Raw genomic sequence first — 16,165 nt, 5'->3', positions numbered from 1 at the left:
CATTCTGGATTGGGTGCTGACCTTCAACACCGGAGCCGCCTGGAGCATGTTCAGCGGCAGCGCCGTTCCGCTGGCAGTGATCCGCCTGCTGGTCGGGCTGGGCCTTCTGGTCTACGTAACCCTACGTCCTCAGACGCGATTCCTGAGCCTGGTGTTGAGTCTGATCGCTGCAGGTGCCATAGGGAATGCTATTGACGGGCTTCGTTTCGGCAAGGTAACCGATATGATTCACGCCCCATTCCTGAGCGCCATCACCCGCGCACTGGGTCAGGGAGACTTCCCTATTTTTAATCTGGCAGATATGTGCGTGGTCCTGGGAACGGCGCTGCTGCTGGCGGCCAGCTTCCGGAAGGACCCGCCGCGCTGACGGGATGGACCCAACAGAAAGCACCCCCGGTTCACGTTGACCGGGGGTGCTCTCATTATGGGTTCTTAGCTTGCGCTGACGCTTTTGCGGCACTTGCTGCATACACGCAGACGCAGGCTCACGCCTCCACGGGTAACCGTGAGAGGCTGCAGGTTAGGCTTCTGCGAACGCTTGCTGATACCTGTGACCTTACGACCGACGCCGCCCGCTGCACGGGCTTTACCACGGCGGATAACCGAGTTCACAACAATCGGTCCCTTACCGCACACTTCACACACTTTTGCCATAGTGAATTCTCCTTCTTGAGCCTGTTCCTTTTGGCACTGTCCGGGGGCCGTGTCCCTCTTCGGGGCGTCCGCCGCGCCGGACGGGAACGGGCAAGCCTTCCGACTGTAGCACACCAAGCCCCTTATAGGGAAAGAGGCGCCTGCCGCTCTTCCGGGCCCAACAAAACCGGGCACCCCTGATCGAGGTGCCCGGCTGAAGAACGGATCGTTAGCGCAGAACGCGCAGTGCCTTGAGAATAGCGATCAGCAGTACGCTGCCAACAACACCCCAGACGATACTCCAGAAGCTGAAGCCGTTTCCGGCCGCGTCGCCGCCGATGTTCAACATGTTGCCAAACAGGAACTGCGCCAGGATGCTGCCAACAATACCGATCAAAATGTTTGCCACAGCGCCCTGCTGAGCATCGGTCTTCATGATGAGGCTCGCGAGCCAACCACAAAGTGCACCAACCAGAATAGTGATAATCCAACCCATGTTCGTTTCCTCCAAGTCGTTTGCTCAACGATGAATTTGCTTCGTTGTTGAGCGCAGCATGAGACTCCCCAAGGGCCTCTAATGTGCAAAGCAGTACTTTCTCAAGGGCGTGCGAAGACGGGATGGATGTCCCGCAAATACCAGCTAAGTCTGGCCTTCAGAGATGAGTCTGATTGCCTCATCTCTGACGCGTAGCTGATGGCACGACGTAGCGTAACTGCATTTGTCTTACCGCCGAACGAGCCTGTTGCGAGTGGGCAGGTAGCATGACCTCATTCCGCCGCCATGCGGCATGTGGAGGCTTTCCTTAGATGCCCGGACTCCTTGAACGTTACCGCTCTTATCTGCCCGTGACCGACCGCACGCCTCTGCTCAGCCTCAGCGAAGGCAGTACGCCCCTGATTTATGCACCGCACCTGAGCCAGCAACTGGGCTGTGAGCTGTACCTGAAGTACGAGGGCCTGAATCCCACTGGCAGCTTCAAGGACCGCGGCATGGTCATGGCTGTAGCCAAAGCTATGGAAGACGGTGCCGACACTGTAATCTGTGCCAGCACCGGCAACACCAGTGCGGCCGCAGCTGCCTATGCCACCCGCGCGGGACTGCGCTGCATCGTCTTGATTCCTGACGGCAACATTGCGCTGGGCAAGCTGGCTCAGGCCATGGCCTACGGAGCCCGTATCGTGGCAATCAACGGCAACTTTGATGTTGCTTTGAATCTTGTGCGCGACATCAGTGCCTCCCACCCCATTGCCCTAGTCAACAGCGTCAACCCGTACCGACTCCAGGGCCAGAAAACGGCCGCTTTCGAAATCGTGGATGAGCTGGGCAGTGCCCCGGACATTCTGGCTATTCCTGTAGGCAATGCCGGGAACATCAGTGCGTACTGGATGGGCTTCCGGGAGTACCGCAGTGCCGGCAGGATGGAGGCTCTGCCTCGTATGTACGGGTTTCAGGCTGCCGGTGCAGCGCCACTGGCGCGGGGGGTTGACCGGGTTGAAAATCCAGAGACACTGGCCACAGCGATCCGTATTGGGGCCCCAGCCAGCGCTCATTTGGCCCGTGCGGCAGTCAGCGAGAGCGGCGGTCTGTTTGACATGGTGACTGATGACGAAATCATGGAAGCCCAGCAACTGGTGGCCCGCGAGGGTGTGTTTTGCGAGCCGGCCAGTGCTGCGCCGGTCGCCGGGCTGCTCAAGCGCCATGCAGCCGGACAGTTGCCCGCCGGGCAGCGCATCGTGGCAGTCCTGACCGGAAACGGCCTGAAAGATCCCAACAGCGCCATGCGTCATGTCGCGACACCAGTAGCCGTTGAAGCTCAGATGGACCGCGTGTTGGAGAGCATCCTTTGACCGAGCGGCTGACCTCTGGTGCAGGTGTGGCCTCTGTCCCGCGCGGCTTCACGGTGCGGGCTCCGGCGAGCAGCGCCAACCTGGGTCCAGGATTCGACAGCCTGGGGCTCAGTGTGCCGCTCTACACGACCTTGAGAGTGACGCCCCAGGAAGTCACCGAGGTTGTGCCTTGTGGCCCGGAGCTGGAAAACACTCCTGCTGACGAGAGCAACTATGTCTATCAGGCGATGCTGCTTTCGGCTCAGCGAGCCGGACGGACGCTTCCTCCCGCCCGCATAGAGATCGAGACCGAGGTGCCACTGGCCCGTGGCCTGGGCTCCAGCGCCGCGGCGCTGATTGCCGGAATCGTGGCTGGGAATGAACTGCTGGGTCGGCCGCTGGACCACGAAACTGTACTGGACGTCGCAGCGAGGGAGGAAGGCCACCCGGACAATGTCGCGCCCGCGCTGTTCGGCGGCATCGTCATTGCCACGCTGGACAAGCTGGGAACGCACTATGTCCGGCTTGACCCCCCCGCTCATCTGGGCGTAACGGTCCTGATTCCCGACTTTGAGCTCTCTACCAGCAAAGCCCGGGCTGTACTTCCCCGTGAATACAGCCGGGCGGACGCAGTGCATGCCCTGTCTCATGCAGCCCTGCTGGCCGCGGCATTAAGTGTGGGGCGTCTGGATCTGCTGCGTCACGCTATGCAGGATTACATCCATCAGGTCTGGCGCGCGCCGCTGGTGCCCGGTCTGAGCGACATTCTCGATGACGCTCACCGCTACGGCGCCCTGGGAGCCGCGCTCAGCGGTGCCGGACCTACGGTGCTCTGCTTCCATGACACCCGTGAGCCAACGTCCAGGCTCCACACCTATCTGCACAGTGTGATGAAGCGTAATGGGCTGAGTGGCCGCGTGCAGGACTTTGCAATTGACCCGCACGGTACGGTTGTCTCTTACTGAGGAGCACCCCACCCAAACGGGCGGCCACTCTCCTTAGTCAGGCCAGACAGGCTTTACAATTTTTCTTTGCATGTCTGATCTGCATTACCTGCTCGCTTTGATATCGGCTGTGGCCGTTGCCTCCGTTGTCCTGTCGCTACGCAGCACCGCCAAGCGGTTGCATTACCGTGACCGGCCCCTGTTCTGGCGTGCGCCTTTACCGCTGGCCGATGCATCTGTGGGAATTCTGGCAGCCCTTGTGCTGGTATGGGCGCTGTCTGTTCACTCTCCTGCGCTGCTCTGGCCAGCCAGCGCCCTTGCCCTGCTGAGTGCAGGGGGCGCCTGGTTTATCGGCCTTGAACCTCACCGTCTGGTGAAACACCGTTAGATGTCCAGTTCACTGTATCGGCTGGAAACTGCGCACGTGGATATGCTGCAGCGTCAGATTTGAACAACCGCCAACACTGAGAAACCAGTACTCATACTCATCAAAAGGCCCCGCTTTGGACCTGGATATTGCAAAGCGGGGCCTTGCAGCGATGCGCTACCAAAATACTGACAACCGTAAAATCGTGGCAGCAAGAGCAAATATTTCTTTCCAGACTTAAATATTGAAGCCGCTCTCCTTCAAAAAAAGTGGCCAGATACGAAAAGCTTATCCACAAAATAAAGAGACTTTTAGTCAACTATCATCAACCGACCTTGAACTTTCTCAGGATAAGTATAAATATGAATTAATTCACCGTTGCACACGGCAGCACGACCCGATTGCCGAGAGTGCAGTCTACACCTCATTACATGAGCAATAATGTCCTCACCCGAGTCTCCAGGCGGAAGCACTTGAACGATATAAATATGTTGTTTCGCAATAATTCAATTAAGCTCAGAAATAGTTATTGGTAGATAATTTTCTACTACTGGGCATCACCATTTAAAAAACAGAATTTAATTTACTTTCTGAATTTCTACTTGAGGTCCTATCGGAACGAGATTTCGATAAAAGGCAGTTCAATTCACTCTATAAAAAGATACTCTGGTCTCGATTGAATCCGGCCTCTACCAGTAGACACGTCATTTGAACCAGCAGCAAGGGGGAATTGTTGGGTCACCTGCACCGCCGTGGCGAGATGCGACGAGCCATCTGGAGAATTTAAAAGGAGAACCGTATGAATACGAAGTTTTTCCTCTTAGGCCTCTGCATCAGCGCCGCTCTGAGCTCATGCGGCCTTATTATGAGCGATACCGTCGTTCAGGGTGAGGTCCAGACCGTAAACGGTGCGGCCGTCCGTACCTGGGCGAAAATCAGCCCGAATGGACAGGTGACCCAGACTGGAATCACCCTACCGATGGCAACAATCCAGAATGGGCCGGTCAGTGGAAATCCGGTAATTGCCCAGATTGACTTCCCGGCAGCTGTCCAGCAGACGACCTTCCTTCAGCATGTGGGACTCGACTGGAATCCACATGGACACGAGCCGGAGGGGAGGTACAACACCCCGCATTTTGACCTGCATTTTCATGGCATCAGCAAAGCAGACGCGACTTCTATTGATTGCAAGGACATGACGCAAATCAATAACGCGGATGTGCCGCAGGGATGGGCGCCGCCAGTGCCCCCGGGAGTACCACCCCAGGCAGTCTGCGTACCGACTATGGGATTCCACAGTGTCCCTCTGTCGGAGTTCTCGGCTCCCGGCCAGTTCAAGCCCGGGCTATTCGACAAGGTGATGATCGCTGGCTCCTACTGGGGCAAATTCATTTTCCTGGAGCCCATGGTGACGCAGCAGTTGTTGCTCAGCAAACAGAATTTTTCACTGCCGGTGCCGCTTCCCCGCAATCTGGGCCACACCACCCGTTATCCCACCACTTTCAACGCGGTGTATGACCCGGCACTGAATGCGTATCAGTTCATCCTGGGCGACTTCCAAACGGTGCAGTGAGACCTTGTTTTCAGGACAGTATGCCTACGCAGCAGTTCCCGGTTTCTTGAGGAGAACCCACTATGCACACTTCGCGGGCAATATTTCTCAGCCTGACGCTGGTCGCATGTACCGTAGCAACTGACAGAACCACCGCACAGACGCCAGCAGGAGCCACCGTCGTCCTGAATACCAAACTTGAAAATGCCTCTCTTATGGAGGTTGTCCAGCTGGTGCTTGACTTCGCCCCGGGCGCATTTACCCCCGCACATACCCACGGTGGTCTGGGCTTTGTCTCCGTCATAAGTGGGGAAATTACCGTACGGGAAACAGGCAAGACCCAGAGCTTCAAAGCAGGTCAGTCCTGGGCCGAAAAGCCCGGCGTCTATGCCGAAGTCGGGAACGCCGGGACAGCCCCTGCACGCGTCCTGGCCACTTTCATGCTTCCGAAAGGAGCCGCACTGACGATGACACACCAAGGGGGGGCCAACCAGCAGCTGCCTCCAGGACCCACGACCGTCAGCCGCTCGAACTTTGAGGTCAACAGCGTACCCGCACACTATGACCTGCACCAGCTGATCCTCGACTTTGCACCAGGCGCCTTCACACCAGAACACACCCACGGTGGTCCTGGCTTCGTGACCGTTCTTGCCGGACAGATGGTCGTTCGTGACCGCAATGGCGAACGCACCTTCAAAACCGGTGAGACTTGGCGTGAAGCTCCAGGCGATTACGCGGTGGTCGGCAACCCACATTCAGCTCCCGCCCAGGTTGCAGTGTCGTTCCTGGTTCCGAAAGGAACAGCCCTGACCACCAACCGCAACTGAAAGTGGAACGATTGTTCCAGGCTGCCCGGACCTCCTCCCTGATTTTCATCCGCGCTGAGACTCACATTCTGCGTTGTGTATCAGACAGAGCCGGCTGGGATACGCAGGGCTGTAGAGGCGCGCCTGCATGAACCAGAACGTTTCCACCCGGCCCATCAAGGAGGAGCAGATGCTTACGAAAACCGCTACTCAACTGATTCAGGAGGCCAAGTCCCGGATCGAGAACCTGTCGGTTGACCAGGTTGCCTCAGAACTTGAGCGCGGCGACGCTGTCCTGATTGATCTCCGCGAGCCGGGTGAACAGGCTCAGACAGGTACTATTCCAGGGGCAGTGACAGCACCGCGCGGCATGCTGGAGTTCTATGCAGACCCCTCCAGCCCCTACCACCGCAGCGAGTTCGACCCTGACCGGCGTATCATCCTGCACTGCGCGGCTGGAGGTCGTTCTGCGCTGGCTGCCGATACCCTCCGGCAGATGGGTTATACGAAGGTTGCCCATCTGGACGGCGGGATGAAGGCCTGGACTGAAGCAGGACGGCCTGTGGTCAAGGATCACACCGGAGGCTGACCTGAGCGGGGAAGGAACACCAGCACCTCCCCAGAGGCAGAAATGTACCCCTCAGGCTGTTTGTCAGCCTTCGCAGGGTTGCCGGGCAGAAGCTTGAAGCCGGGTCATTTTCCAGCAGCGTACGTCAAACTTTTTTGCTCTACCTTCAGCGGCGTCATTGTTTGATGCAGCTATTGCCGATGGGGGCACCGTGGAAAGAGGTTCCTTCGTCTCATACACTGTATGACTGGCCGTGACGTCCACGCCATAAACCGGAAGACATCCCGGCCTACGCCGTTCTACCCCAGCGTCGTCAGGTCCAGAGTAAAGTCATTCTTTCCCTGTCGCTTGGTCTGATACATGGCCTGATCCGCCCTTGACAGCATCTGCACGGCGCTCTCCCCCGGACGATGGCGGACCAGGCCAACACTGGCGTGCACAGTCACCGAAAATGCTTCCAGCTCAAAGGCTGGCTGGAATGCCGCGAGGGTCCGCTGCGCAATCAGTTCAAGGGCGGCGTCCGAGTCCACATGTCGCAGCAGCAGGACGAATTCGTCACCTGCCAGACGCGCGGCCAGGTCAACGTTCCGCACGACGCCCCTCAACCGCTGTGCAACCTGCCTGAGCAGTTCATCACCTGCCTCGTGCCCGAAACAGTCATTAATGGCTTTAAAGCCGTCCAGATCAATGAACGCCAGGGCGAACAGGCCCTGGCTTTCTGGCTGGGCCGCTTCCTGCTTAAGTTCCATCATGAATTGAGCCCGGTTTGCCAGTCCTGTCAGGATGTCGGTGTAGGCCCGGTGCTCCAGTTCACGCTGGGTGTTGACCCGGTCAGTCACATCTGTGTGTACCCCGATAAAGTGGGTCACGGCATTTTCCTCGTTCCTGATCGGGCCAAGATTGAGCGCGCTCCAGAAACTACTGCCATCCTTTCTGTAGTTCAACATCACCAGATCAGTCGGCTTTCCTGCCTCTATAGCCTCATAGATCCCCACCAGGGCATCAGGGTCGGTATGTTCACCCTGCAACACACGCCAGCTCTGGCCGAGGATTTCCGACGAGGTGTACCCCGTCAGGCGCTCAAAGGCGGGGTTACAGTACACGACTGGATGCTCGTCGGTATTGGCCGTAATGCTGATGCCACTGGTGGTATGTGTCAGGGCGGCAGCAAGGAGCGAGAGCCAGTGCGGCTGATCGCTGGACTGCAGGTGGACTGGCAGGGGATTGGGGAAGGAGGGCTCCCTGGACACGGAAGGCCCAGGAGCCGTGTCCTCACCTGATCCCGCTCGCGCACGCAGCTGCACCTCGACCCTGGCCAGAAGCTCTTCCGGGTAGAAAGGCTTGACGATGTAATCGTTGGCCCCGGCTCTCAGGAGGCTGACCTTCTGCTCCACAGCGTCCATGGCCGTCAGGATGATGACCGGCACATCGCTGGTGGCACGCAGCCGCCGGGCAACTTCTTCACCGCTGAAATCCGGCAGACCCAGATCGAGGATAACCAGATCAGGCTGATTTTCCCAGGCAGATGTCAGCCCGGAAGACCCGTCTTCTGCCGTCATCACCTGATACCCGGCCTGTTCCAGGTCGTATTTCACGACGTTGGTAATGTCGGGATTGTCTTCGATGAGGAGGATATTTGGGGTCATAAGGTGTTCCCGTTAGGGGTGGTGCATCAGCATCTATCAACCCGGAGTCTGAATGTTGAGCTGAGAGCCCGCCCAGCCTATCGGGTTTCCTTATCAGGTGAGCGTACAGACGGATTCTTCAGGATTTCAGTTCACGGCGACCTCACCGGAACATCCGAATGCCGACAGCTCACTCGTGCATCGGTGATCAGGCAGATCCACCCAGACGTACTACCACTCATACAAACGAAAAAACTCCCTCTAGGAGGGAGTTCTGTGCTGGTCGAGGCGGCGAGATTTGAACTCACGACCCCTACCACCCCAAGGTAGTGCGCTACCAGGCTGCGCTACGCCTCGACGGCCAGCCCCAAGACTATAGATGGCCCCCCCGAATCCGTCAAGGGAGGCATCCAGGTGACCGGATGGGCAGGACCCTGCCTGAGAGTGGCGTATATCCTGCCAGCTATGGCATTGACATTTGAAGAAAAGCTGCGCAATTACGCGCGGCTGGCCGTACGCGTCGGTTTGGGCATTCAGGAAGGTCAGCGGGTGCTGGTTCAGGCTCCAGTCGATACGGCTCCACTGGCACGTGCGCTGGTGCGCGAAGCCTACGCTGCTGGTGCGAGCTTCGTAGATGTGCGCTGGGATGATGACGACATACAGCTGGCCCGGTTTGAACTGGCGCCAGAAGGTTCCTTTGAGCAGATCAGCCGCTGGAGGGTAGACGCCGAGATCGAGACGGCAGAAGCAGGTGGCGCGGTGATTGCCATCCGGGCCACCAATCCCAACCTCCTGGGCAACGTGGATGCGCAGCGCGTGGCGACGTACCAGCGCACACTTGCGGCTTACCGTAAACCCTATACGGCGCAGGTCATGACCAACCGACTGAACTGGAACCTGATCAGTGCCCCGATTCCCGGCTGGGCTGCTCTGATGTTTCCTGACGCCAGTGCCGAAGAAGCGATGGACAAGCAGTGGGACGCGATCTTCGCAGCCACGCGGGCGGACCAGCCCGACGGCGTCGAGCAGTGGCAAACCCACCTGGCGAACCTGAAGCGCCGGCGTGACCTGCTGACCAGCAAGCAGTACGCTGCGCTGCATTTCCAGGGAGGCGGCACGGACCTGACCGTGGGCCTGGCCGACGATCATATCTGGGGCGGTGGCGCGGCCGACACCCCCAGCGGCATTACTTTCACAGCGAACATTCCCACCGAGGAAGTGTGGACTGCGCCGCACCGCGAGCGCGTTGACGGCGTGGTAGTCAGCACCAAGCCGCTGTCCTACAACGGGGTGCTGATTGACGGCATTCGTATCGAGTTTCAAGGTGGCCGTGTGACCAGCGCCAGCGCGAAGCAGGGCGAAGACACCCTAAAGCAGATGATCGACACTGACGAAGGCAGCCACCGGCTGGGTGAAGTTGCGCTGGTGCCGCACTCCAGCCCCATCAGCCGCTCCGGACTGTTTTTCTTTAACACGCTGTATGACGAGAACGCGGCTTCCCACATCGCAATCGGCAGCGCGTACCGCTTCAACGTCCGCGGCGGGGTGGACATGAGCCTCGAGGAGTTCAACGCAGCCGGAGGCAACGACAGCCTGACGCACGTGGACTGGATGATCGGCAGCAGTGAAATGAACGTGGACGGTCTGACCCGCGACGGCAGCCGGGAACCGGTCATGCGCAACGGCGAGTTCGTGATCTAAGACCGGTGGGGTAGCTGTCTTCGGAAACATACGCGGAGTCAGCGCCTGGGCTCTGTTCTCCGGCGAGTTCCCAGCAGCATTTGCCCTCCGGGCGAAACAATTGAGGGGGCATCCGAATAACCGCCTCCCAACGTTGCGAGGCGGGCCTGTATAGGCCCGCCTCGTTCTGGAATGGTCGGCTCAGAGGCGCAGATCTTCTTCTTCAGTCAGGAAATCCACCGCTCCCGACCCGATCTCATAGAACGCTCCGATCACGCGGATCTGTCCACGTTCTTCGGCAGCGCGAATGACTGGCTGCTGGCGCAGCAGGTGCACCTGATGCCGCACGTTGCTCAGCACGGCTTCCCGCATGCGGGCCTTCTTGTCGCGGATCCGTGGAAGTTCCACTACGCTCGGCTGAATCCGCCGGATCAGGCGCTGCAGGTTTTCGGGCTCACGGGCAAGGGCGTCTTCGGGCATCAGGGCCGCCGCCACAGCGCCGCACCCCTCGTGACCCATAACAACGATCAGATGAACATCCAGGTGCTCGGTCGCGTATTCCAGGGTGCCCAGTCCCGATTCGCCGACCACGTTCCCGGCCACGCGCACGACAAAAAGATTGCCTAAACCGACGTCGAAGACGAGTTCAACCGGCACCCGGCTGTCGCTGCAGGCCAGCACCGCTGCAAAGGGGGTCTGTTCCATAATCTGCGCGCGCCGCTCGTTGGCACCCACATCGGCACGTCCCCCCTGGCCCGAGAAGAAGCGGGCGTTGCCGTCTTTCAGGGCCTGGATGGCCGCCTCGGCGTTTTGAATGCGGGTAGGTTGCAGATTGGCGATGTCTTCCATGCTCGCGCCCCGCCGGATCGCGTCCAGAAGGCGGCGGCGCATGTCGGCAGCATCTAGGGGCAGGGAGTCAGGACGGTCACTCACGTGCAGCATGTTAGCGGACGCCCGTATCCTGTCTGTTATGACGAATGCCGGATCAGATCACCAGACCCTGGACCTTCCGGCGCTGCTGGAACGCTACGCCATGCTGCGAGACACGTTGCTGGGTCTGGAAGCCGAGCGCGACGAACTGGCGGCCCAGATCAAGGCTGCCCTCCTGTCGGGAGCCCAGGCCGAGACCGAGTTGTACCGGGCCACCCTCAAGGTTTCGCGCCGCGTGGAATATCCCATGGACCGCTTCCGCGAAGCCTTTGGAGACGCAGCAGCACTGGAAGTTGCGACCGTAGACCGCAAGAAGGCAGAAACGCTGGCCAAAGCCGGTGACCTTGACGCCGAACAGCTGCGCGAGCTGGCTGTGGTCAGGGAAGTGCAGGCCCTGGTACTGCAACCCAAGACCATCTGACCAGCCCTCCCGAAAGTGCCCCTTGCCAGGAAGGCTGTCTACTGGAACGCAGCAGTGTCCTCTGAGGAACTGTCCAGAAAAGTTGTTCCTGTCCATCCTGATTTTTTCTGAGTTAAAACCAGGAACGAATACCAAGCCTGACCCGCCGCTGACGCCTGCCAGATGTCCCGGTGATATAGCAGGCGCACAGTGAAGGAGCACAGTGTCGGCATGACCCCTCAGCTCTTCATGACTGTTCCGAGATGGCCGGCTGCCTTCGCCAGGGACCCCAAATTCCTTCCTGCCTTGTGGCATCACCTTGGCGAACGGGCTGGTCCCGACGGTTATTTATGGAGCGAGCGCGAGGTGCGCGAGGCCCGGCGGCTGGCCTCACAGTCTGAACTGCAGCGCCTGACCCGATAAGCTCTACAGCCGATGCAGGCAACAAAAAAGCATTGCCGGTGAGCAACGGCACCCGCGAATCATCCCTTATGGCTGCTGCCTTCCGGCCCTGACCAGGTTCAGGCGTTCACGCTGCGTTACGCCAGCAATGCGTTGCAGAAGATAGCACATGCGCTGCCTATGACAGCCTCAGGACACACAATGGAAAATGCCGGCGTCACTAGGACGTCCGGCATTTGTCTGGTGCTCGGGATGGGACTTGAACCCACACGGTTACCCACACGCCCCTCAAACGTGCGCGTCTACCAATTCCGCCACCCGAGCACACTTGTCTGAGAGGCGAAAGCAATACTAGGGGTCACCTTTGTCCTTGTCAAGGCAGACGGCTACTTCGCGCCTCTTGATTCCAGTCTTCCGCGTGGTATGCTCACGTTTGCCGCCGCGAGCGGTGGGCCCTTGTTTGCCCGGCTGCTGCGCGCGGGACTTCATAACACCAGAGGTTTTTCCATGATCGACAAACAACAGACCATCCAGGCCCACGCCAAGAGCGCCAACGATACCGGCAGCACCGCAGTTCAGATCGCACTGCTGACCGAGCGCATCAACAACCTGTCGGTTCACCTGACCGCCAACAAGAAGGACAAGCACGGTCAGCGGGGCCTGCAGCTTCTGAACGGCCAGCGTCGCCGTCTGCTCAAGTACCTCGAGCGCAAGAACTACGACGAGTACATTGCTCTGACCGATCAGCTCAAGATCCGCCGCGGCCAGCGCATCGTTCGCTGAACTCCGGCAACCCTTCCGCCGCCCGGTACCGGGCGGCGGTTTTGTTTGTTATCGGTGATCGGGATGAGGCCGCGTACGTTTGTCCAGCACCGTCCAGCGGCCCTCCGGCAGATGAGTTACGCCTGGACCCTGGAGGCGCTCGGTGCGGGCATAGACGTAGACCCAGGCCGGCTGCGTCTGGCCGCCCTGCAGCCGGAGCTGCACCCGCTCGCGTGTGTAGAGCGGCGGCTCCTCATCGAGGCCTTCCAGAGCGTCCAGAAAAGGCAGGGCTGCTGCCCAGGCATCCGGTTCGTAGGTCAGGGCGTAACCCGCGACCTGTTCGCCGGGCTCTCCCGGCTGCAGCGCGGGATAGGCCTCCGGGTCAAGGTGCAGCAGGCGATATCCGGGCAGCGCAGCCGGGCGGGCCACAAAGGGCCCGCCCCGCGCGGCCACATGAGCATTGCGCTCGCCAGGCATCAGGGTTCCGTAGACAAACACGGTGGTCAGCGGCTCACTCATCTTGCTTCTGTTATACCGGGCGCTTACGGGCCTAGAGGCGATGGCCGCGTGGCTGGTGGTAGTACACCCGGCCCACTGTGGTGGCTTCCTCGGGCCGCACCGGGGGATGATCCGGGTTGTCGCTGGTCAGCCACAGCTCCCGGCCGTATCGGCGCAGCCGTTTGACGGTCAGCCCCAGCCCGGGGACGTGCAGCACATAGACGCGGCCCTCGCGCAGATCAAGGTCTCCAGCGTCCACATAGATGCGGTCTCCTGACCGGATGCCGCCTGCGCCGCCGTCGGTGGTCATGGAATCACCCTGCACTTCCAGCACCAGCATGCCGGGTCGGTGGTCGCGCAGCGGCACGAGCTCGTGGTCGATGATACTTTCGAAGTCCTCGGTGAGGGGCAGTCCGGCGGTGGCCAGAGCCCGGACCGGAACGCGCACGAGTTCCAGGGTTCCCAGAACGTCCTCGCCTGGCACAGGAGTCAGCAGGGGCAGCCCGGTCCGGGCAATCCATTCGCTGGCTGTAAGCTCCAGGGCTCGGCGCAGCGCGTCCTGACGCGCGGGCGTCAGTGACGACAGCAGCCGTGTCCCTCTCTCCAGGCGGCTGAGGTACGGCTGTGTCACCCGGCCGGTCTCTCCGCTGAGACTGGCTGTACGGGCGCTGATGTCTGCCTGCTGCAGACCCAGAGCCGCCCTGCGTTCGCGCAACCAGTCGGCTACAGCGCTGGACAGCTCATCAGGAGACACAGCACCGGACTCAGGGGACATAGAGCCAGTGTAGACATCCTGAGTCCAAAGATTGGAATTCAGCCTGCTTGAATTTATGTCTGTAGACATATAAAGTAGAGGCCAGTTACGTTCACAACAGAGTCGATTCTTTTGCCGTCCTGTACGGTCTCAGGAGGTTGGCCATGTCCTCTTCCGTATCCTTTGCCTCCGCTCTGATTGCCCTGGCGCCCCTTCTGGCTGCAACCTTTCTGGCAGGCAGTCTGACTCAGCTCACCCGTCAGCTTGCGCGTCCCAAAGCCCCGCCCCTGCGCCTCGCCCTGGCTCAGGCCACTGCTGCGGGCATCGCGGCCCTGAGCGTCAGCGCCTTGCTCAGCGCGGCCGTTTCTCCGGCGCCAGACCCAGCGCTGCTGCTGGCCTTTGCCTGTGTCACCGGGTGGAGTGGTCCAAGAATCCTGAGCCGGCTGGGTGGCCTTATTGAAAAATGGCTGGGACTCCATGGTCCCGACACGCGGAGCCTGGAGGAATCCTTGGCTCCTGATCCTGGAATCCTGGCAGAACTGCAGGGTTCCCATGCGCCGGAGGTTTCCAGTCCCAAAGGGTAATCCGGGACGCTCAGTACACGATCAGAACGTTCGTTACAGAGATCTTCTGGCTCATCGGGACAATGAGGCATGCACCCATCAGCGCCTGGCGCACCGGTGGCCTTTCGGCTGACCCGGCCTGTCCTGATTCTCACTCTGCTTCTCACTCTTGGCCCGGCTCCTGCCACCAGCGCGCAAAGTGCCGAGCCTCCGGCCCAGCCGGCGTTCAGGCAAACCAGGCCTGCTCCAGCGCCCCTGAACAGCAGCGAACTGAGTACGCTTCAGACGCTGTTTCCCAAGGTACGTCCAGCCACCCTGCGCATCGAGGACTGCCCACCCAACGACTGCACCGATCCTGACGGCGTTGGAACGGCGTTCCTGATTTCCGACGACGGGCTTGCCCTGACGGCCTACCATGTTGTGTTTGACGCCAAGAACCTTTCAGCTGTGACGGTCGACCGGAAGCGGTACAAGGTGGAAGTTCTGGGGTTTGACGATCAGCGTGATGTGGCGCTGCTGCGCGTCAACGTGCCGAAAGGGACCCCGTTCCTTCCGCTGGCCACGGCGCGGCCGCAGATCGGAGAGACCGCTCTGGCGGTGGGCAACGGCGCCGGCGCCTTCCTGCAGGCCAAAACCGGTCGCCTGATCGGCCTGGACGCCGACGCCGGGCGCGCCGACTTTCCGGCCGGAACCCTGGAACTTACCGCGCCGCTGCGTCCCGGAGACAGCGGAGGTCCGGTACTCAATCCGCGGGGCGAGGTCACGGGGGTCGTGAGCTTCATTACGGTGCAGGGGCGTAATCAGGACATCACCAGTTACGCCGTGCCGGTGACTGCCAACGATTCTCTGGTGGCTGACCTGCAACGTGGAGTCAAGCGCGAGGCTCCGGTGATCGGCATCAGCCTGAGTGGGAACTTCATGCTGCTGACCGAACTCAGCGCCGAGGATTTCAAGGAAGCCAATGAACTGCTGAAACTGGGGCTGGGCGACACACCAGGAGCGTTCTTTACGGGAGTCACACCCGGGAGTCCAGCAGCTCAGGCCGGTCTGCAGGCGTTGCGCTATGACCCGCAGGGTCGCAAGCTGGCGGGTGACGTGGTAACGGCTGTCAACGGAAAACGCATTGTGAACTTCAGCCAGTTCCAGTACGCCGTGCGCTCCTATCAACCCGGAGATACCGTGACGCTGACGGTGCTGCGGGGCAGTCAGACCCTGAACGTCAAGATGACGCTGGCTGGCCGAAGCAGCCTGCGGAACTGACGTATCTTAAGAATGCCTCTTGACAATTCTGCTTTAAACATAATAATGCGGATATGGATACCCTGAAAAAAGCCGGCGCCATGCTTGCGCACCTGGACCTGTTTACCCGGATGCGCGATCTGCGCAGCCTGCTGCAACTCGCGGCCCATATGGAGGAACGGGGCGACCGGGTGACCCTGATCTCCCCGGACAACATCACCCTGGTGGGGACCGAGATGAGTGCGCAGCCGGCGCTGACCACCGCCAAAGGTGCGACCATTGAGGCCCGGACGGCCTACAGCGTGCTGCAGGGCCTCAAAGGCCATGAGGCGCCTGAATACGCGGTGACCCGCGAAGAACTGGGGGCCCTGAATGCCCGCGCTGTGGCTGACCTGGAAAGCAGCGACGCCCTGCGCGCCTTTGCCGATACCCTGACCCGCATTGGCGCGGCTCCTGCCGCTACGCCGACCGACGCGCCCACCGAGCGTCCGGCGCGGGCCCGGCGCGGTGAGGTCAGCGAACCCGCCGTGAGCGAGCAACCCGCTGCCTGAATCCCGGCTACGCCCGGCGCTCCCCTGTCCCGGGAGCGCCTTTTTGTTGTTTCATGCCGCTTCA

General features: G+C 60.3%; 20 protein-coding genes, 2 tRNA genes, 1 other RNA gene and 1 pseudogene (1 of these 24 running past the window's edge). 14 read left to right on the top strand and 10 right to left on the bottom strand.

All coding sequences use genetic code 11. From position 1 onward, the window contains the following. Window positions 1-367, top strand: the 3' portion of a protein-coding gene (lspA, locus tag DEIDE_RS00725; protein ID WP_012692057.1) for a signal peptidase II. Its footprint begins 197 nt before the window's first position; only the last 367 of its 564 coding nucleotides appear in the window; its start codon lies beyond the left edge, outside the window; its stop codon occupies window positions 365-367. Between the two features lie 65 nt (window positions 368-432). Here lspA and rpmB read toward each other — a convergent pair whose 3' ends face one another. Both rpmB and DEIDE_RS00720 read right to left on the bottom strand, forming a co-directional pair. After that, window positions 433-654 carry a 50S ribosomal protein L28 gene (gene rpmB, locus DEIDE_RS18295; RefSeq protein ID WP_012692056.1) on the bottom strand — a complete coding sequence of 74 codons (222 nt, stop codon included), beginning with the start codon at window positions 652-654 and terminating at the stop codon, window positions 433-435. 208 nt (window positions 655-862) lie between these two features. Continuing rightward, complete coding sequence (locus DEIDE_RS00720) at window positions 863-1,129, bottom strand: GlsB/YeaQ/YmgE family stress response membrane protein (protein WP_012692055.1); 267 nt, start codon at window positions 1,127-1,129, stop codon at window positions 863-865. 311 nt (window positions 1,130-1,440) lie between these two features. Between DEIDE_RS00720 and thrC the strand changes: the two genes are divergently transcribed. From thrC to DEIDE_RS00690, 6 genes are all read left to right on the top strand, one after another. After that, window positions 1,441-2,481, top strand: coding sequence for a threonine synthase (gene thrC, locus DEIDE_RS00715; protein ID WP_012692054.1), 1,041 nt, complete (start codon window positions 1,441-1,443; stop codon window positions 2,479-2,481). Beyond that, window positions 2,478-3,425: a homoserine kinase gene (gene thrB / locus DEIDE_RS00710; RefSeq protein WP_012692053.1), complete on the top strand. Its 948-nt coding sequence runs from the start codon at window positions 2,478-2,480 to the stop codon at window positions 3,423-3,425. Before thrC ends, thrB begins: the two co-directional genes overlap by 4 nt. A gap of 70 nt (window positions 3,426-3,495) precedes the next feature. Beyond that, window positions 3,496-3,792 carry a hypothetical protein gene (locus DEIDE_RS00705; RefSeq protein WP_041226963.1) on the top strand — a complete coding sequence of 99 codons (297 nt, stop codon included), beginning with the start codon at window positions 3,496-3,498 and terminating at the stop codon, window positions 3,790-3,792. 778 nt (window positions 3,793-4,570) lie between these two features. Beyond that, complete coding sequence (locus DEIDE_RS00700; RefSeq protein WP_012692052.1) at window positions 4,571-5,344, top strand: DUF5602 domain-containing protein; 774 nt, start codon at window positions 4,571-4,573, stop codon at window positions 5,342-5,344. A gap of 62 nt (window positions 5,345-5,406) precedes the next feature. Further along, window positions 5,407-6,150: a cupin domain-containing protein gene (locus DEIDE_RS00695; protein WP_012692051.1), complete on the top strand. Its 744-nt coding sequence runs from the start codon at window positions 5,407-5,409 to the stop codon at window positions 6,148-6,150. A gap of 127 nt (window positions 6,151-6,277) precedes the next feature. Further along, entirely contained in the window at window positions 6,278-6,718 is a 441-nt protein-coding gene (locus DEIDE_RS00690; RefSeq protein ID WP_242402929.1) for a rhodanese-like domain-containing protein, read from the top strand. A 278-nt stretch (window positions 6,719-6,996) separates the two neighbouring features. On the opposite strand, the gene DEIDE_RS00685 is transcribed toward DEIDE_RS00690, so the two are convergent. The 3 genes and pseudogenes from DEIDE_RS00685 to DEIDE_RS00680 all read right to left on the bottom strand — a co-directional run bounded on the left by DEIDE_RS00685 (window position 6,997) and on the right by DEIDE_RS00680 (window position 8,679). Further along, the gene (locus tag DEIDE_RS00685) at window positions 6,997-7,947 is read right to left on the bottom strand and encodes a diguanylate cyclase domain-containing protein (RefSeq protein ID WP_338032132.1); all 951 of its coding nucleotides are present in this window, start codon (window positions 7,945-7,947) and stop codon (window positions 6,997-6,999) included. Between the two features lie 42 nt (window positions 7,948-7,989). Then, window positions 7,990-8,343: pseudogene (locus DEIDE_RS19820) on the bottom strand (response regulator transcription factor); the annotation flags it as partial. A gap of 259 nt (window positions 8,344-8,602) precedes the next feature. After that, window positions 8,603-8,679, bottom strand: a tRNA-Pro gene (locus tag DEIDE_RS00680). Window positions 8,680-8,787: 108 nt separating this feature from the next. On the opposite strand from DEIDE_RS00680, the gene DEIDE_RS00675 reads away from it, so the two are divergent. Further along, window positions 8,788-10,023 carry an aminopeptidase gene (locus tag DEIDE_RS00675; RefSeq protein WP_012692047.1) on the top strand — a complete coding sequence of 412 codons (1,236 nt, stop codon included), beginning with the start codon at window positions 8,788-8,790 and terminating at the stop codon, window positions 10,021-10,023. 180 nt (window positions 10,024-10,203) lie between these two features. Here the strand turns inward: DEIDE_RS00675 and DEIDE_RS00670 are convergent, their stop codons facing one another. After that, window positions 10,204-10,944, bottom strand: a complete 741-nt coding sequence (locus tag DEIDE_RS00670) for a carbonic anhydrase (RefSeq protein WP_012692046.1) — start codon at window positions 10,942-10,944, stop codon at window positions 10,204-10,206. Window positions 10,945-10,972: 28 nt separating this feature from the next. Here DEIDE_RS00670 and DEIDE_RS00665 point away from each other — a divergent pair, with 28 nt between their 5' ends. Together DEIDE_RS00665 and DEIDE_RS00660 are read left to right on the top strand one after the other, a co-directional pair. Then, window positions 10,973-11,353: a hypothetical protein gene (locus DEIDE_RS00665; RefSeq protein WP_012692045.1), complete on the top strand. Its 381-nt coding sequence runs from the start codon at window positions 10,973-10,975 to the stop codon at window positions 11,351-11,353. A gap of 210 nt (window positions 11,354-11,563) precedes the next feature. Beyond that, the gene (locus DEIDE_RS00660; protein WP_041226962.1) at window positions 11,564-11,755 is read left to right on the top strand and encodes a hypothetical protein; all 192 of its coding nucleotides are present in this window, start codon (window positions 11,564-11,566) and stop codon (window positions 11,753-11,755) included. A gap of 29 nt (window positions 11,756-11,784) precedes the next feature. On the opposite strand, the gene ffs is transcribed toward DEIDE_RS00660, so the two are convergent. Next, window positions 11,785-11,883: signal recognition particle sRNA small type (ffs, locus tag DEIDE_RS18290), an RNA gene on the bottom strand. A gap of 92 nt (window positions 11,884-11,975) precedes the next feature. After that, a tRNA-Leu gene (locus DEIDE_RS00655) sits at window positions 11,976-12,058 on the bottom strand. A gap of 183 nt (window positions 12,059-12,241) precedes the next feature. On the opposite strand from DEIDE_RS00655, the gene rpsO reads away from it, so the two are divergent. Further along, window positions 12,242-12,517: a 30S ribosomal protein S15 gene (rpsO, locus tag DEIDE_RS00650; RefSeq protein WP_012692044.1), complete on the top strand. Its 276-nt coding sequence runs from the start codon at window positions 12,242-12,244 to the stop codon at window positions 12,515-12,517. Between the two features lie 48 nt (window positions 12,518-12,565). Here the strand turns inward: rpsO and DEIDE_RS00645 are convergent, their stop codons facing one another. After that, window positions 12,566-13,015: a gamma-glutamylcyclotransferase family protein gene (locus tag DEIDE_RS00645; RefSeq protein ID WP_012692043.1), complete on the bottom strand. Its 450-nt coding sequence runs from the start codon at window positions 13,013-13,015 to the stop codon at window positions 12,566-12,568. Window positions 13,016-13,046: 31 nt separating this feature from the next. After that, complete coding sequence (locus tag DEIDE_RS00640) at window positions 13,047-13,769, bottom strand: XRE family transcriptional regulator (protein ID WP_012692042.1); 723 nt, start codon at window positions 13,767-13,769, stop codon at window positions 13,047-13,049. Window positions 13,770-13,912: 143 nt separating this feature from the next. Here DEIDE_RS00640 and DEIDE_RS00635 point away from each other — a divergent pair, with 143 nt between their 5' ends. The 3 genes from DEIDE_RS00635 to DEIDE_RS00625 all read left to right on the top strand — a co-directional run bounded on the left by DEIDE_RS00635 (window position 13,913) and on the right by DEIDE_RS00625 (window position 16,101). Continuing rightward, window positions 13,913-14,332: a hypothetical protein gene (locus DEIDE_RS00635; protein WP_012692041.1), complete on the top strand. Its 420-nt coding sequence runs from the start codon at window positions 13,913-13,915 to the stop codon at window positions 14,330-14,332. 69 nt (window positions 14,333-14,401) lie between these two features. Beyond that, entirely contained in the window at window positions 14,402-15,571 is a 1,170-nt protein-coding gene (locus DEIDE_RS00630) for a S1C family serine protease (protein WP_012692040.1), read from the top strand. Between the two features lie 53 nt (window positions 15,572-15,624). Continuing rightward, window positions 15,625-16,101, top strand: a complete 477-nt coding sequence (locus tag DEIDE_RS00625) for a multidrug DMT transporter (protein ID WP_012692039.1) — start codon at window positions 15,625-15,627, stop codon at window positions 16,099-16,101. Window positions 16,102-16,165 lie beyond the last annotated feature (64 nt).

It is taken from the genome of Deinococcus deserti VCD115 (assembly GCF_000020685.1).
Lineage (GTDB): Bacteria > Deinococcota > Deinococci > Deinococcales > Deinococcaceae > Deinococcus > Deinococcus deserti.
This window is presented reverse-complemented; position numbering and strand designations above follow the sequence as displayed.

What these genes read in the sequence shown, in the direction of transcription:
- rpmB (WP_012692056.1), bottom strand. Translation starts at nt 654, where the DNA reads ATGGCAAAAGTGTGTGAAGTGTGCGGTAAGGGACCGATTGTTGTGAAC.
- DEIDE_RS00635 (WP_012692041.1), top strand. Translation starts at nt 13,913, where the DNA reads ATGTCCTCTTCCGTATCCTTTGCCTCCGCTCTGATTGCCCTGGCGCCC.
- DEIDE_RS00720 (WP_012692055.1), bottom strand. Translation starts at nt 1,129, where the DNA reads ATGGGTTGGATTATCACTATTCTGGTTGGTGCACTTTGTGGTTGGCTC.
- thrC (WP_012692054.1), top strand. Translation starts at nt 1,441, where the DNA reads ATGCCCGGACTCCTTGAACGTTACCGCTCTTATCTGCCCGTGACCGAC.
- DEIDE_RS00690 (WP_242402929.1), top strand. Translation starts at nt 6,278, where the DNA reads ATGAACCAGAACGTTTCCACCCGGCCCATCAAGGAGGAGCAGATGCTT.
- DEIDE_RS00695 (WP_012692051.1), top strand. Translation starts at nt 5,407, where the DNA reads ATGCACACTTCGCGGGCAATATTTCTCAGCCTGACGCTGGTCGCATGT.
- DEIDE_RS00640 (WP_012692042.1), bottom strand. Translation starts at nt 13,769, where the DNA reads ATGTCCCCTGAGTCCGGTGCTGTGTCTCCTGATGAGCTGTCCAGCGCT.
- DEIDE_RS00630 (WP_012692040.1), top strand. Translation starts at nt 14,402, where the DNA reads ATGCACCCATCAGCGCCTGGCGCACCGGTGGCCTTTCGGCTGACCCGG.
- DEIDE_RS00645 (WP_012692043.1), bottom strand. Translation starts at nt 13,015, where the DNA reads ATGAGTGAGCCGCTGACCACCGTGTTTGTCTACGGAACCCTGATGCCT.
- DEIDE_RS00675 (WP_012692047.1), top strand. Translation starts at nt 8,788, where the DNA reads ATGGCATTGACATTTGAAGAAAAGCTGCGCAATTACGCGCGGCTGGCC.
- DEIDE_RS00625 (WP_012692039.1), top strand. Translation starts at nt 15,625, where the DNA reads ATGGATACCCTGAAAAAAGCCGGCGCCATGCTTGCGCACCTGGACCTG.
- rpsO (WP_012692044.1), top strand. Translation starts at nt 12,242, where the DNA reads ATGATCGACAAACAACAGACCATCCAGGCCCACGCCAAGAGCGCCAAC.
- DEIDE_RS00670 (WP_012692046.1), bottom strand. Translation starts at nt 10,944, where the DNA reads ATGCTGCACGTGAGTGACCGTCCTGACTCCCTGCCCCTAGATGCTGCC.
- DEIDE_RS00665 (WP_012692045.1), top strand. Translation starts at nt 10,973, where the DNA reads ATGACGAATGCCGGATCAGATCACCAGACCCTGGACCTTCCGGCGCTG.
- DEIDE_RS00705 (WP_041226963.1), top strand. Translation starts at nt 3,496, where the DNA reads ATGTCTGATCTGCATTACCTGCTCGCTTTGATATCGGCTGTGGCCGTT.
- DEIDE_RS00660 (WP_041226962.1), top strand. Translation starts at nt 11,564, where the DNA reads ATGACCCCTCAGCTCTTCATGACTGTTCCGAGATGGCCGGCTGCCTTC.
- DEIDE_RS00700 (WP_012692052.1), top strand. Translation starts at nt 4,571, where the DNA reads ATGAATACGAAGTTTTTCCTCTTAGGCCTCTGCATCAGCGCCGCTCTG.